The 14,594-nt window shown below is 52.0% G+C and carries 12 protein-coding genes; 6 read left to right on the top strand and 6 right to left on the bottom strand.

What is annotated here, in order from left to right:
• Window positions 1-24: 24 nt before the first annotated feature.
• The 4 genes from JWZ98_RS09315 to leuB all read left to right on the top strand — a co-directional run bounded on the left by JWZ98_RS09315 (window position 25) and on the right by leuB (window position 5,167).
• Window positions 25-1,572, top strand: coding sequence for an alpha-isopropylmalate synthase regulatory domain-containing protein (locus JWZ98_RS09315; RefSeq protein ID WP_205454071.1), 1,548 nt, complete (start codon window positions 25-27; stop codon window positions 1,570-1,572).
• 124 nt (window positions 1,573-1,696) lie between these two features.
• Entirely contained in the window at window positions 1,697-2,950 is a 1,254-nt protein-coding gene (locus JWZ98_RS09310; RefSeq protein WP_205454070.1) for an ATP-binding protein, read from the top strand.
• Window positions 2,947-3,459: a hypothetical protein gene (locus JWZ98_RS09305; protein WP_205454069.1), complete on the top strand. Its 513-nt coding sequence runs from the start codon at window positions 2,947-2,949 to the stop codon at window positions 3,457-3,459. The genes JWZ98_RS09310 and JWZ98_RS09305 overlap by 4 nt, the downstream gene beginning before the upstream one ends.
• A 601-nt stretch (window positions 3,460-4,060) precedes the next feature.
• On the top strand, window positions 4,061-5,167 hold the full coding sequence (gene leuB, locus JWZ98_RS09300) for a 3-isopropylmalate dehydrogenase (protein WP_205454068.1): 1,107 nt from the start codon (window positions 4,061-4,063) through the stop codon (window positions 5,165-5,167).
• A 141-nt stretch (window positions 5,168-5,308) separates the two neighbouring features.
• Here leuB and JWZ98_RS09295 read toward each other — a convergent pair whose 3' ends face one another.
• Window positions 5,309-7,384 (bottom strand): carbon starvation CstA family protein, encoded by a 2,076-nt coding sequence (locus JWZ98_RS09295; protein WP_205454067.1) that lies wholly within the window; start codon window positions 7,382-7,384, stop codon window positions 5,309-5,311.
• 241 nt (window positions 7,385-7,625) lie between these two features.
• Between JWZ98_RS09295 and JWZ98_RS09290 the strand changes: the two genes are divergently transcribed.
• Window positions 7,626-8,117, top strand: coding sequence for a cytochrome P460 family protein (locus JWZ98_RS09290; RefSeq protein WP_205454066.1), 492 nt, complete (start codon window positions 7,626-7,628; stop codon window positions 8,115-8,117).
• A gap of 27 nt (window positions 8,118-8,144) precedes the next feature.
• Here the strand turns inward: JWZ98_RS09290 and JWZ98_RS09285 are convergent, their stop codons facing one another.
• The 5 genes from JWZ98_RS09285 to JWZ98_RS09265 all read right to left on the bottom strand — a co-directional run bounded on the left by JWZ98_RS09285 (window position 8,145) and on the right by JWZ98_RS09265 (window position 13,796).
• Window positions 8,145-9,092: a histone deacetylase family protein gene (locus tag JWZ98_RS09285; RefSeq protein WP_205454065.1), complete on the bottom strand. Its 948-nt coding sequence runs from the start codon at window positions 9,090-9,092 to the stop codon at window positions 8,145-8,147.
• 275 nt (window positions 9,093-9,367) lie between these two features.
• Complete coding sequence (locus JWZ98_RS09280; protein WP_101055750.1) at window positions 9,368-10,942, bottom strand: peptide chain release factor 3; 1,575 nt, start codon at window positions 10,940-10,942, stop codon at window positions 9,368-9,370.
• A 351-nt stretch (window positions 10,943-11,293) separates the two neighbouring features.
• Complete coding sequence (locus JWZ98_RS09275; RefSeq protein ID WP_205454064.1) at window positions 11,294-12,103, bottom strand: ABC transporter permease; 810 nt, start codon at window positions 12,101-12,103, stop codon at window positions 11,294-11,296.
• Entirely contained in the window at window positions 12,100-12,837 is a 738-nt protein-coding gene (locus JWZ98_RS09270; protein WP_205454063.1) for an ABC transporter ATP-binding protein, read from the bottom strand. Before JWZ98_RS09270 ends, JWZ98_RS09275 begins: the two co-directional genes overlap by 4 nt.
• Window positions 12,834-13,796: a PQQ-dependent catabolism-associated beta-propeller protein gene (locus JWZ98_RS09265; RefSeq protein ID WP_205454062.1), complete on the bottom strand. Its 963-nt coding sequence runs from the start codon at window positions 13,794-13,796 to the stop codon at window positions 12,834-12,836. The genes JWZ98_RS09270 and JWZ98_RS09265 overlap by 4 nt, the downstream gene beginning before the upstream one ends.
• 523 nt (window positions 13,797-14,319) lie before the next feature.
• Here JWZ98_RS09265 and JWZ98_RS09260 point away from each other — a divergent pair.
• Window positions 14,320-14,526 carry a hypothetical protein gene (locus tag JWZ98_RS09260; protein ID WP_205454061.1) on the top strand — a complete coding sequence of 69 codons (207 nt, stop codon included), beginning with the start codon at window positions 14,320-14,322 and terminating at the stop codon, window positions 14,524-14,526.
• Window positions 14,527-14,594: the final 68 nt, after the last annotated feature.

The following is a 14,594-nucleotide window of genomic DNA, read 5'->3' as shown; positions in this document are numbered from 1 at the left end:
GACGCATCGAGAACAACAAAAATCATGTCTACCCATTCAAGACACATCCAGTTAATGGATACCACGCTGCGCGACGGCGAACAAACCCAGGGCGTTGCTTTTACGCCGATGGAAAAAGTCAGCATCGCCAAAGCTTTGTTGCAGTTTTTGCGCGTTGACCGCATAGAGGTCGCTTCGGCGCGGGTTTCGGAAGGCGAGAAGGAAGCCGTCAGCCTGATCAATCAATGGGCACGACACGAAGGTTTTGCCGAGCGCGTTGAAGTCTTGGGCTTTGTCGATCATACCCGCAGCGTCGATTGGATCAAATCGACCGGCGGTAGCGTGATCAACCTACTAGCCAAGGGCAGCGAAAAACATTGCCGCGAACAGCTCGGCAAAACCCTGGAACAGCACAGCGCTGATGTGCTGCAAACCATTACCTACGCCCACGAGCAAGGTTTGAAGATCAATGTTTATCTGGAAGATTGGTCCAACGGCTACAAAGACAGCCGGGGTTATGTTTACGGCTTGATGGAACGCTTGCAACAGGCCCCGATCAGCCATTTCATGCTGCCCGATACCTTGGGCGTGATGGCGCCTGACGAAGTTTTCGCCAGCTTCAGCGATATGTGCCAGCGCTACCCAACCCTGCAATTTGATTTCCATCCGCACAACGATTACGGCTTGGCGACCGCCAACGTCATGGCGGCGGTGCGGGCCGGTGTCAGCGCGGTGCATTGCACCGTCAACTGTCTGGGCGAACGGGCCGGCAACGCCTCCATCGCCGAAGTGGCGGTGGTACTGCGCGATAAAATGGCGATGGAATTGTCCGTGGACGAGAGTCATTTGGTGCGCATCAGCGAGATGGTGGAAAACTTCTCCGGCAAGCGCGTCGCCGCCAATGCGCCCATCGTCGGTGCCGACGTGTTCACCCAAACTGCCGGCATCCATGCCGATGGCGACCAGAAAGGCGGTTTGTATAAAACCAAGCTCGGCCCTGAACGATTTTCCCGTATCCGCAGTTATGCCTTGGGCAAGATGAGCGGCAAGGCCTCGTTGAAAAAAAATCTGGAGCAGCTGGAGCTGGATCTGTCGGAAGAAGACCAGAAGAAGGTTCTGGCGCGCATCGTCAGTATCGGCGATTCCAAACAAACCATTACCACCGACGACCTGCCGTTCATCATCGCCGACGTGCTGGAAAGCAAGAGCTATCAGCACATCAAATTACTGGCTTGCTCGATCAACAGTGGCCTGGATTTGCCGTCTACAGTCAGCATCCGCGTAGATGTCAAAGGCGAGAAACACCAGACCACCGGGGCCGGCAGCGGCGGTTTCGACGCCTTTATCGACGCCATCGGCAAGGTATTGCAACATTACGAATACACCTTGCCGACGCTGGCCGATTTCGAAATCCGCATCCCCAAAGGCGGCCACACCAGCGCTTTGACCGAATGCGTGATTACCTGGGATTGCGGCACCGAACTGCGCAAAACCCGCGGTGTACACGTCAACCAGGTATTTGCCGGCATTTTGGCGACCATCAAGTTGATCAACATCCAGTTGCATGAAAAGGCCAATAGCCCGCAAGTATAGATGATCCAGCCGAAAATGGTCAGCAAATAGCAAGGCAATCCCCAATCCATGCAGCCCGTCACTACCGTTATACTGCTCGCCAACTAATCAGCTAAATGTTCGCAACAAATACTGGGAGACTGAGTTGCTTAAAGAAATCAAATTAGTCGGCTGGAAAAGCTTTTCCGACAGTACGCTGTATATCGATCCACTCACGATCATCATCGGCGCCAATGCCAGTGGCAAATCCAACACCTTAGATGCCCTGTTATTTTTGCAGCGAATCGCTTCAGGCGTTGGTATTTTTCAAGCTATCAATGGTGATGTGAATTTACCTCCAATTCGCGGTGGCATCGAGTGGATTTGTAATAAGCCGGCAAAAAATTTTTTACTGATCGTCACTGTGGAAGGCGATAGTGAAAACCAAGATTTTCGATATCAACTCGAAGTGCAAGTCAATGGCATCAAGGCTGAAGTCGTTCACGAAGAATTAGTGTCGTTGAAATATGGTGCGCGAAGTACCGCGCCGAAAGAGACCAGACTTTTTTATACCCAACCTCCCGAGCCTCATGCTCCAGGCATCCCTGCGTACTTTTCCACAGGCAGCCAGGGGAGAGGTAAGCGTATAGATGTCAACCGTTCCCACGCTGTGCTACTACAAGCCGATGTCTTTTCTCTTCGCAAGGAAGTCCAGGAAGGTATTAAACAGGTACTCACACAATTGCAGCAAATATTTGTGTTCGATCCCGTCCCCAGTCATATGCGTGATTACACTCCGTTCTCCGAGAAGCTAAAAGCGGATGGCTGCAACATCGCCGGAGTATTGGCTGCGCTCGACACGCCCCGCAAGGAGGAAGTGGAAAAGACATTAACAGCCTATCTTCGGGAGTTACCAGAACGCGACATTCAGCGGGTTTGGACCGAGCCGGTTGGAAAATTCCAGACCGACGCCATGCTTTACTGTGAGGAAGGTTGGTCAGGTAATGTTTCCCATACCGTCGATGCTCGCGGTATGTCAGACGGTACCTTACGCTATTTGGCCATTGTGACGGCCATGCTAACCAGAACGCCTGGGAGTTTATTGGTGGTTGAAGAGGTGGATAATGGTTTGCACCCTTCACGCGCGCATGTGTTGATCGAGATGCTGCGCACCCTGGGCAAATCGCGCGGAATTGACGTTATCGTCACCACCCACAATCCCGCTTTGTTAGATGCTGCGGGGGCCCGTATGGTCCCTTTTATTACCGTGGCGCACCGAGATACGCAAACCGGTTCCAGCCTTTTAAGTCAACTTGAGGATATTCAACAATTACCGAAGTTGATGGCCAGCGGATCGTTGGGTCAACTTTCGACCGACGGACGAATCGAAGCGGCGCTCAAACAAGAGGCATTTTCATGAGGAAGGTATTGATTTTAGATACCAGCATTCTCTGTGTTTGGCTGAATGTTCCTGGAAAGACCGATTGCGGGCCGGACCAGGATAAATGGGATAGTCATCGCGTCGCTGAAAAAATACAAGCCGAAGAGGAGGATAAGACAATTTTCGTTCTGCCATTAGCAACGATCATCGAAACTGGAAATCACATTGCTCAAGCCCAACATTGTCGGCGGGATCGCGGGTTAGCTTTGGCGGATTTGATGATCAAAAGCGCTAATGAAGAAACACCCTGGGCGGCGTTTTCACAGCAATCTGAATTGTGGTCCCCTAAAAAATTGATTGGTTTAGCGCAAAACTGGCCCGATTTGGCCAATCAAAAGTTGTCATTGGGCGACGCCACTATAAAGGACGTCGCCGAATTTTATGCGAACATGGGCTATCGTGTGGAAATATTGACCGGAGATGCGGGCTTGAAAGCCTATCAACCCATAGAACCTATGGAACGTCCCCGGCGTGAGCGGCATAAGTAATAATTACAACTGATCAAATGCGTTAACTACGGCAAATAAGCCGGCTGCCGATTAGTTTTTGCCACCGCTTTGCTTTTTTACTATCGCCTTTGAGAAATTTTTCTACAACGTCCACGCTTTTTTCTCGGTCATTGGACAAAATAACGCCAAAGTTTTCACTCGGCGCTAAAACAATGCAGCTCCGCGAGAGAATGAACGAGAATAATGCTCGGATGTTTAGGTTTGGAGCCGCAGGGTTTTATAAAATTTCTTTATCAATTCAGCTCGGTCGTCGAGCAATGACGAAATTTTCTTGATCGTTCTCGTTCGGAGCTCGGCAGTTTCGGAAAATTTCTAACCAGTGCGGCTCTTAACACGAGCGTCGGAGAAAATTACTCGGCTTTCCGGCATCGGCGGGTTATTCAGTCCTATAAAACGTGTTCTCTTCCCTGTGAATTAACAAAAAACGAATACAAATTCCGTCCCGATCAAGCTTTTCCTACGTTTGTCAGCAAAGCCGTTTTTCAGGAGAAGCGTGGCGACCAATCTGCTAAAATCCGCTGTTTATTTTTCGATAGAAATTCCTGATTTAACGCTTTAATCACTCAGCACTCACCATCTCATGAAAAACTACAAAATCGCAGTTCTGGCCGGCGACGGCATCGGCCCTGAAATCACCGCGGAAGCCATTAAGGTTTTGAAAGTCATCGAAGAACGTAACGACGTTAGCTTCGAGCTGATGCCGGCTTTGTTCGGCGCCTGCGCTTATTTCGCAACCGGCGATGCTTTCCCGCAAGCCACCATCGACATTTGCGACCAGGCCGACGCCATCCTGAAAGGCACGATAGGCTTGAATCACGAAGAATCGAAGAAAATCCCGGTCGACAAACAACCGGAGCGTGGTGCTCTGTTGCCGCTACGCCGCCGCTATAACACCTACGCCAACTTTCGCCCGGTTTTCCTGCCCAGGTCTTTGGCGCATTTCTCGCCGCTGAAGCCGGAAGTGATCGGCGATGGCATCGATTTGATTATGGTGCGCGAGCTGGTCGGCGGCCTGTATTTCGGCCAAAAAGAAGCGGGAGTCAACGAGCAAGGCCTGCGTTACGTGCGCGAAACCCTGGAATACGACGAGGAACAAATTCGTCGCATCATGCACCAGGCCTTCAAACTGGCGCAAAAACGCCGCAAGTTGCTGCACAACATCCATAAAAGCAATGTGCTGAAATCCAGCGTATTGTGGAACGAGGTGATGGAAGAAGTCGCCAAAGAATACCCGGACGTTCAGGTCGTCAATTATCTCGTCGATTCGGCCGCGACCGCACTGTGTCTGAAACCGACCCAGTTCGACGTGATGGTGATGGAAAACATGTTCGGCGACATTCTCAGCGACCAGGGCGGCGGCATTTTGGGCTCGCTGGGCCTGATGCCGTCAGCGTGTATCGGTCCGGAAAAAGCCTATTACGAGCCATCCCACGGCTCAGCGCCGGACATCGCCGGCAAAAACATCGCTAATCCATACTCGATGATCGGTTCGGTGGCGATGATGCTGGAAAACAGCTTTGGTATGGAAGCGGAAGCGAAAAACGTCTGGGCGGCAATGCAGGGCGTGTTTGCCGACGGCTACTCTACCGCCGACCTATCCAAACCCGGCAGTGGCATCACCATGATCAGCACGGTTGAATTTGGCGACAAAGTGGTGGCAAAGCTACGGGAAATGCCTAAGGTCTAATAAGGGCTTGCCATACGATAACGCGGCGTAGGCTGCGTTATCTTTGCTTTTACAAGCCTCGTATACCAGTTGCTGGTATTAACGTCAAGGACGGGTGATTAAAACAGTATCCGCCGCGACGCCTACTTTTTCGAAAATGCTTTAGTCCCTTACCCACTCTTCAACCAAACGGCTGGGTATATGCGGCGATTCGCTGGATTGCGGGTGGTTTTTGCCGGCGATGACGCAATAGATCACCCGCAGGGTGTCTGCCAATAATAACCAGGTGATCAGCATAAATAAGCTGGTTAAACCGGCGTTCAAGTAGTCGTTGAAAATCAAATGCGGTGCATTTTTGACTTGCTCGGCTGGGAGAGCGCCGTTGGCAAGTCTGGCGGATAAATCTGCGGCATGCGATAAAAATCCCACCCGCAAATCGGCGGCAAACAATTTTTCCCAAGCGGCGGTGCTGGTGACGATAATCAACCAGGCCAAGGGTGTTGCCGTGACCCACACATATTTCAGTTTGTCCGACTTCACCAATATCGTGGTGCCCACGCATAAGGCTATTGCCGCCAGCATCTGGTTGGCGATGCCGAACAAGGGCCACAGACTGTTGATGCCGCCTAAGGGATCGATAGTGCCCATGTACAGAAAATAACCCCAAGCCCCGACCACCACAGCGCTGGTCAACAGTATGCTGGGATAGCTGTTGGTTTTAGGCAAACCAACATTGCTCAGAATATCTTGCAGCATGAAGCGGGCGACGCGGGTGCCGGCGTCGAGCGTAGTCAAAATAAACAAGGCCTCGAACATGATGGCAAAGTGATACCAGGCCGCCAGCAGATGCTCGCCGAATACTTGCGCAAACAAACTGGCCATGCCCACCGCCAACGATGGCGCGCCGCCGGTGCGGGCGAACAAGGTGGATTCGCCCATGGTGTTGGCTAGAGTCTGCATCTGCTCGACGTCGACCGGAAAGCCCCAACTGCTGATCTTGGCGACCGCGTCCACCGCTTCCTTGCCGACGATGCCGGCCGGGCTGTTGATCGCGAAATACACGCCTGGCTCTAAAACTGAGGCGGCGATCATCGCCATAATCGCAACGAAGGATTCCATCATCATCGCCCCATAGCCGATGAAACGGGCGTCTTGCTCGTTAGCCAGCAGTTTGGGTGTGGTGCCGGAGGAAATCAAGGCATGAAAGCCGGAAATGGCCCCGCAGGCGATGGTAATAAACACGAACGGAAACAATTTGCCGCCGAAGATAGGCCCGCTGCCGTCAATGAACTGGGTCAAGGCCGGCATTTTCAATTCCGGGCGCAACACCACAATGGCAATCGCCAGCGCGCTGATGGTGCCGAGTTTCATGAACGTGGATAAATAGTCTCTTGGTGCCAGCAAAAGCCAGACTGGCAACACTGCAGCGGCAAAGCCGTACAAAATCACCATCAATGCCAGTTGTGGGGCGTCGTAATCGAACCAACCACGGATGGTCGGATTGTCGTCGATCCAGCCGCCGCCGACTACGGCGAAAATCAACAGGGACACACCGATCAGAGTCGCTTCCGCAACGCGGCCCGGCCGCAACTGATTTAAATACAGACCCATCAACATCGCGATTGGAATAGTCGCGGCGACGGTAGAAGTGGCCCACGGGCTGTGTTTCATCGCATTGACCACCACCAAGCCCAACACCGCGATCAGGATCACCATGATTACCATCACGCCCAACATAGCGGCCGTGCCGCCGATATTGCCCAGTTCATCCTTGGCCATTTGCCCCAATGAGCGACCGTCGCGGCGCACCGAGAAGAACAAAGTGACAAAATCCTGCACGCAGCCGCCTAATACGGCGCCGATCAAAATCCACAACGTGCCCGGTAGGTAGCCGAATTGGGCGGCCAAGGTCGGCCCAATTAAGGGGCCAGGGCCGGCGATTGCCGCGAAATGGTGCCCGAACACCACCCATTTATGGGTAGGCATAAAGTCGCGGCCGTCGTCGAAACGCTCTGCGGGAGTGGCGCGGCTTGGATCCAAGACCAAAACTTTGGTCGCGACAAATGCGCTATAGAAACGATAACCCAGCGCGTAGATGCAAAGCGCCGCGACGATCAACCACATGCTATTGATGCTTTCGCCGCGTTGCAAAGCAATGCCGCCGACGGCGAAGGCGCCGGTCAGGGCGACGCAAGCCCAGAAAAAAATGGACGGTACTTGTTTGTTGGGGCCAGACATGGCGGGTTCCTTTGGATTGTAATCGGTGTGCTGCGTGATAGAGTTGGCAAAATGGTAGCATGCCAGCGTCAATTGCTGTTGGCGGATTCGCTTTGAAACCGGCTGTTTTGCCAGGTTTTACCCGTAATTCGCCATTGCAAACGGCTGGTTTTATTCAGCTGAATTGATCAGGGGTTAGCTACTAACGTGCCGGCGTATAATAACGGCTTGGTATCCACTACAGATAAAGGAGGACGAGAATATGAACAGAACTATTTTCAGCGGCTTATGTTTGGCAGCGATGGCGTTAATGCCGTTTAGCCTGGCTTTCGCGGAAGCCCAACCGACTGCTAAACCCGAACATGGCGAATACCGCGATTGGCGTTTGCTGGGTGTGTCTTTACGCCACGATAAAAACAGCATGCGGGCCATTGTCGGTAACCATGTGGCTATCGCAGCCGCGCGTGCAGGTAAGGTCAAACCTTGGCCGGACGGCAGCATCATTGCCAAAATTAAGTGGGGCGAAAGAAAGCATCCGAACTGGGAACAAGCGACTGTGCCAGGCGAATTCACTGCGGCGGAAGCGATGGTGAAAGACAGCAAGAAATACGCTGAAACCGGCGGTTGGGGCTTCGGTATCTGGGAAGGCAAAACCTTAAAAATGCTGGATCAGGAAAAATCCGCACCGTGTTTTGCTTGCCATATGCCCATGAAAGACAGCGATTACGTTTATACCCTGCCTAATCTGCAATAAACGCGGTATTTTATGACGAGAGGCGGTTCATTCGCCTCTGGTTGGGCTGCCCATCAAGCTGCGGACATGAGCGGCAACACTGTTAGCTAATGCGCTTAGATTGTATCCGCCTTCCAATGCCGAAATGATTCGCCCCTGGCAGCAGGCATTGGCGATGCACAGCAATTCATCGGTAATCCAGCGATAGTCGTCTTCCATCAGGTCCAGCGATGCCAAAGGATCGTCTTTATGGGCGTCGAAACCCGCGGAAACCAAAATCAATTCGGGCTTGAAGGTTTTCACTGCCGGCAAAATGGACTGGCGATATTTATCCCGAAACACCTCGCCGCCGCTGCCGGTGGGTAGAGGAATGTTGATAACGTTCCCGACACCGCTTTCCGAGGGATGGCCGCTGCCGGGGTAATGCGGCCATTGATGACTGGAAGCATACAGCACTTGCGGCTGATCGCAAAAAGCCGCTTGGGTGCCATTGCCGTGGTGCACGTCAAAGTCCACGATGGCGATCCGGGTCAGGCCGTAGCGGCTGCGGGCATACTCGGCGGCAATCGCAATATTGTTGAACAGGCAAAATCCCATCGCATAATCCGGCATGGCATGGTGGCCGGGAGGGCGGGTGGCGCAAAAGGCCCTGGCGTTTTGATCGGTGCAAATTCTATCGACGGCATCGCAGACTGCAGCCACGGCCCGCAGAGCTGCTGGTTTGGACCCGGGCGATACCACGGTATCCGCGTCAAAATTGGCGTAACCTTGTTCAGGAATGGTTGCTAGCACTTTCGCTATCATGGCCTTGCTGTGTACCAGGCCAATCTTATCGAGAATGTCGGCGGGAATGTCGACTGTGATTCTTTGCAATGGCGCAAATTCGGGTGCCGACAAGGCTTGTTCGATCACATGCAGCCGGTCAATGCTCTCTGGATGGGCTACGCCGGTGTCGTGGCCCAAAAAATCCGGGTGACTATAGTAAAGTGTGCGCATAAGCTTACTCCTGCGGATGTTGCTTAAAGTCGTATCTTTATCGGATTGGCTTCGGCAGTGTATATCCCTCGCGTAAATATATCTATAAATATTAAGTGTTTAGACAATTCTTATTGAGCTGAGTTTTTGCGCGAGAGCATAGCGGCGCTGGGGTTTTCGTGGGTAATCAAAGACGGCAAATGATGGTATCGGCCGTGAAAAAGCTTTGCAGGAATCGCTTGGCCTCAAGCGATTCCGCATGATTTGGATTTAAAAAATTGGCTTTGAATGGGTTTTCAAAGTTCTCTGGTCTGACTGAAATGAATGTCCGGCCAGCGCTCTTCGGTCAATTGCAAATTCACCCGGCTGCTGGCCAGATAAACCAAATAGCCACCGCCATCTTCGGCAAGGTTTTCGAAGGCCTTGTTCTTAAACTCTTCCAGTTTGGCCGGATTTTTCGCGCTGACCCAACGCACGGTATTGATCGGCGAAACGTCGTAAGCACATTCCACGTTGTATTCGTTTTTGAGACGATGGGCGGTGACGTCAAACTGCAAAATACCGACCGCGCCCAGGATTAAATCGTTGTTTTTCAGTGGCCGGAACAACTGAGTAGCCCCTTCTTCGGTTAATTGAATCAAACCTTTTTGCAGTGCTTTGGCACGCAGCGGATCTTTTAATACCACGCGGCGAAACAATTCCGGCGCAAAGTAAGGGATGCCGCCGAATTTCAAGACTTCGCCTTGGGTGAAGGTGTCGCCAACCTGAATAGTGCCGTGGTTATGCAAACCTATGATGTCGCCGGCATAAGCTTCCTCGACGTTTTTACGGCTGTCCGCCTGAAAAGTAATGGCGTTGGCAACCTGGATGTTTTTACCGATGCGCACATGATTGACCTTCATGCCTTTATCGAATTTGCCCGAACAGATTCTTAAAAACGCCACACGGTCGCGGTGCGCCGGGTCCATATTGGCTTGGATTTTAAACACAAAGCCGGTGAATTTTTCTTCATCGGGCATCACTTCGCGTTGCTCGGCTTGACGTGATCTAGGGCCAGGGGCGTATTCCGCAAAAGCGTCCAGCAGTTCGATGATGCCGAAGTTATTGATCGCCGAACCGAAAAACACCGGGGTTTGTTGACCCGCCAAATATTTCGCGTGATCGAACTCGTGACTGGCACCTTTTACCAATTCAATCTCGTCGCGCAATTCTTCCGCCTGATAACCCAGCAATTCGTCGAGCTTGGGATTGTTCAAGCCTTTAATGACTTCGGCCTTGGCGATACGACCGCCGTGGTGCGGACTGAACAGCAAAATTTCGTCTTTATACAGCTGATAAACCCCTTTAAAGCGCTTGCCCATACCGATTGGCCAGGTCATCGGCGTGCATTGAATTTTCAGCACGCTTTCGACTTCGTCGAGCAGTTCGATAGGCTCACGGCCTTCGCGGTCCAACTTGTTGATGAAGGTCAGGATCGGTGTATCCCGTAGCCGGCAGACTTCCATCAATTTGATGGTTCTATCCTCTACGCCTTTCGCCACGTCGATCACCATCAACGCCGAGTCTACGGCTGTTAATGTCCGGTAAGTATCTTCGGAAAAGTCTTCGTGGCCCGGGGTGTCCAGCAAATTGATAATGCAATCGTTATGCTCGAACTGCATCACCGAGGTGGTCACGGAAATCCCCCGCTCCTTCTCCATCTCCATCCAGTCGGAGGTGGCATGGCGCGCCGCTTTGCGACCTTTGACCGAACCGGCTAACTGAATAGCACCGCCGAACAGCAGCAATTTTTCAGTGATGGTGGTTTTACCAGCGTCGGGGTGGGAGATGATGGCAAAAGTGCGGCGCCGCTTGTATTCAGGGAATTCCATTGATTGTTTTATTTGAATTTGCATAGTTGTGTACGCGGTGACGTACACAAAATTAAAAGTACACTTCCGACAATGCGCTAGGTGTTGCCGGAAAATCTTGGAATTATATCGTAGATTCTTCCCAGGCGATGACGTCGTCCGAATCCTCGAATTGCCTCACGTTAAAAGTAACCAAGGGGGGTAATTAAAAGCGGGTCGTCAACTTAGATTATCGGTTGGTTTTTGCCATGCGCAGCTTGGTTTATCGCAGGACGAATGGTTAAACAGCCCATGGCTATCGGTGTTCTGCACACAAGGCTTAGCTTCAGGAGGTTGGCCGGCCATCTAGGGGGATATTCGGCCAATTCGCTATTAATCGCCACCACCACCTTTTTTAACCATCATGCCCTTACTCGGGTTATAGCCCATGATCGCCGCGCCCATAAACAGCAAAAACGCCGCGCCGGTAAAGAGTAAGGCCTGTTGATTAAACTGCTCGTACAAAGCAAAACGAATCAACTCCACCGCTTGCGAGAACGGGTTGTATTGGGCCAGGGTTGACAACAATTCGCTGGACTCCTTGATCTTCCACAACGGATACAAAGCGGTGGACATGAAGAACAGCGGGAAAATTACGAAATTCATCACCCCGGCAAAGTTCTCCAATTGTTTGATGAACGAAGACAGCAGCAAACCCAATGCCCCCAACATCATGCCGGCGAGTACCAGTGCCGGCAAAATCCAGACATAGCCCATCAGTGGCGCCTGAATGTCGTAAAGCCAGGCAATGCCCAGGAAGGCGTAAGATTGCAGCACGCCCACCGCAGTCCCGGCGATCAGCTTGCTGCACAATAAAAACCAACGCGGTAACGGACACACCATCAACATACGCATACTGCCCATCTCCCGGTCGTAAACCATGGACAGCGAACTTTGCATGCCGTTAAACAGCAAGATCATGCCCAATAAACCGGGGGTGATGTAAACCTCGTAAAGGATATAAGTCTCGTAGGGCGGCGCGATGGCTATGCCCAACGCGGCGCGAAAGCCGGCGGCGAAGACGAACAGCCACACCAGCGGCCGCACCAAAGCGGAGACAAAGCGTTCGCGCTGATGTAAAAAACGCAGCAGTTCGCGGCCGACGATGCCAAGCGTTGCCCGCCAGTAATGTAAAACCCTCATGCTTGCGGCCCCTGAGTCAGTTTTTGGAATACCTGGCCGGGATCCGCCCAACCGGTGGTCTGCAATATCTCCGAGAGTTTGCCGCTGGCTTTGACCTGCCCCTTGTGTAAAACAATCAAGCTATCGTCGGCGGCAATCTCGTCAATCAAATGCGTGGCCCACAGCACGGCTAGATTTTGCTGTTTCACCAAGTCATGTACATGACTAACAATAGCCTGCCGGCTGGGCATATCCAGTCCAACCGTCGGCTCGTCTAGCAGCAGCAAACTGGGCTTGTGCAGCAAAGCTCTTGCGATTTCCACTCGGCGCTTGTGGCCGCCATTCAATTGCCTGACCTTTTCGCCGCGGCGTTCGAACATAGCCAGACGCTCCAGCTCTTCTTGGATACGCTTATCGGCGGCTTTGCGGCCGATGCCGTGTAAAGCCGCGTGATAGCGCAGATTTTGTGTGACCGATAAATCAGGGTCCAAAGTAGTCTGCTGAAACACCACACCCAAGCGCGCCAAAGCTTGCAAACTTTGCTTTTTTAGATCAAAACCGCACAGCTCAATGCGCCCTTCCCTGGCATCGTAAAGCCGAGTGATCAAGGAAAACAGCGTGCTTTTGCCTGCACCGTTAGGGCCGAGCAAGATGGTGCATTCGCCTGACTGCACGTTAAAACTCACGGCATCCAGCGCTTTTTTCGCGCCGTAAGCAAAACTCAGGTTTTCGACGGCCAACGCATTCCCGGTCATGGTTTAACCGCCACGCCCCAAGGGTAACGACCCACCGCTACCGATTTGGTCACTTTATGGTTTTCCAGATCGATGATCGACACGTCATTACTAACGCCATTGGTGGTGTATAGACGTTTTTGATCCGGCGAAAACGCTAGATTCCAAACCCGTTGCCCCACCAGCAAAAACTTCTCCACTTTATAGGTTTGGGCGTTGATCACCGCGACGCGATTGGCTGGCCCCATCGCCACGTAACCGTAGCGGCGCTCCTTATCGACCGCGATGCCCACCGGCTGAATCTGATCGCTACTGACACCTTGTACGTCCAGTTTGATGTTCTGCACGATCTGTTTGGATGCCGCATTGATAATCGTCAGCGTGCCGGCCATTTCCGAAGTAGCCCACAATTGCTGGCTATCGTCGGTAAACGTCACCGCGCGCGGCCGCGGATCGACCAGCGTGTTATCCGCAATTTGCCGAGTATTGGTATCGATCCAGTGCAGCATATTGGTGGTTTCCGACGCACTGATGGTCCATTTGTTATCCGGACTGACTGTAATGCCTTCCGGCTCCACACCTACCTTGATCTTGCCAACGGCTTTTTTTGCGGCGATGTCGATTACCGTTACTTCCGCATCATCTTCATTAGACACATACATAAATTTGCCGTCCGGGCTTAACGCGAACGTTTCAGGGTCTTCGCCGGATGGAAGTTTGCCCGTTTCCTTCAGCGTTTCGGAGTCGATCATGCGGATGGTGTTGTCGTCGCTGGTCGCAACGAACAAGGTCTTGCCGTCCTTACTTATCGCTATGCCGCGTGGCCGCTGGCCGACCGGCAGTGTTTTCAGCAGCTTGCCTTCGACGGGATCGAGCACGGCAATGGCGTTATCTTTTTCCAGCGTGACGAATACGGTCTCGGCTTGCGCGGCCGTAGCCAATAAGACGGCGGCCATTCCGGTCATTTTTATCGGGTGCATAAATTTATCCTTGGTATGCCTGATGTCATTTTACTGATCTAGTTGCTAACGAGAATTTGCGTTTCACAAACAAATCGATGTAGTTAGCGGGGTGAATAGCCATAACACGCTACTTCACAAAAATACCCTCTCCTAGAGTTGGGAAGTTTAACCCGAAGCTCGGCGGGATTACATCCTTTCGCCAACAGGGAAATTATCCCTATTTAACCCGACTATTGAATATCGTCACTCCCGTTTCAATGGCAATCACAGCTAAACCAATTGGCCCGGTTAATAGCGATATCTTTCGCCTGAGTCCGGGCCCAGCTTGAGCAATCACTTCACACCCAAAAAAAATCACTGAGACCTGTACGCTAGAACAATACCGAACTGCCTACCATCAGGGCGAAGATACACACAACGCTCGCCATTTGTTGATTGCATCGCAAAATCATAAAAAGAAAGTTGCCAAAGAATTAATTTGTAGCCGCAAGATTTCACAAATGGCCGTCGATATTCACTTTGGATTAACAAGGACATAGAAATGAAATTTTATCTGATAACGGAAGACCAACTGGAAAACCTCGAAAAAAAGCACGATTCATTGCTTAAAACCGGAACCATGTGCGATCTTATGCTGGACATCGCGGCGCATGCCGACGATTTTCAAACCTTCGATGCGGCGTTGGAAATGGCCAACAGTGAATTGGATAGATTGGAACTGTTTTTCGATACCTACGATTTAGTGTGAACCTGCTCCGCATATCTCTGACTTTAGCGAGGCCAGTCGAAACCCAAGGCCTGTTTGATGACAGCCAC

The sequence above is a fragment of the Methylomonas sp. EFPC1 genome (genome assembly GCF_016925515.1).
GTDB classification, from domain to species: Bacteria; Pseudomonadota; Gammaproteobacteria; order Methylococcales; family Methylomonadaceae; genus Methylomonas; species Methylomonas defluvii.
This window is presented reverse-complemented; position numbering and strand designations above follow the sequence as displayed.

Coding starts and splice junctions, on each gene's coding strand:
- JWZ98_RS09315 (WP_205454071.1), top strand. CDS start 25: ATGTCTACCCATTCAAGACACATCCAGTTAATGGATACCACGCTGCGC.
- JWZ98_RS09305 (WP_205454069.1), top strand. CDS start 2,947: ATGAGGAAGGTATTGATTTTAGATACCAGCATTCTCTGTGTTTGGCTG.
- leuB (WP_205454068.1), top strand. CDS start 4,061: ATGAAAAACTACAAAATCGCAGTTCTGGCCGGCGACGGCATCGGCCCT.
- JWZ98_RS09295 (WP_205454067.1), bottom strand. CDS start 7,384: ATGTCTGGCCCCAACAAACAAGTACCGTCCATTTTTTTCTGGGCTTGC.
- JWZ98_RS09290 (WP_205454066.1), top strand. CDS start 7,626: ATGAACAGAACTATTTTCAGCGGCTTATGTTTGGCAGCGATGGCGTTA.
- JWZ98_RS09285 (WP_205454065.1), bottom strand. CDS start 9,092: ATGCGCACACTTTACTATAGTCACCCGGATTTTTTGGGCCACGACACC.
- JWZ98_RS09280 (WP_101055750.1), bottom strand. CDS start 10,942: ATGGAATTCCCTGAATACAAGCGGCGCCGCACTTTTGCCATCATCTCC.
- JWZ98_RS09275 (WP_205454064.1), bottom strand. CDS start 12,103: ATGAGGGTTTTACATTACTGGCGGGCAACGCTTGGCATCGTCGGCCGC.
- JWZ98_RS09270 (WP_205454063.1), bottom strand. CDS start 12,837: ATGACCGGGAATGCGTTGGCCGTCGAAAACCTGAGTTTTGCTTACGGC.
- JWZ98_RS09265 (WP_205454062.1), bottom strand. CDS start 13,796: ATGCACCCGATAAAAATGACCGGAATGGCCGCCGTCTTATTGGCTACG.
- JWZ98_RS09260 (WP_205454061.1), top strand. CDS start 14,320: ATGAAATTTTATCTGATAACGGAAGACCAACTGGAAAACCTCGAAAAA.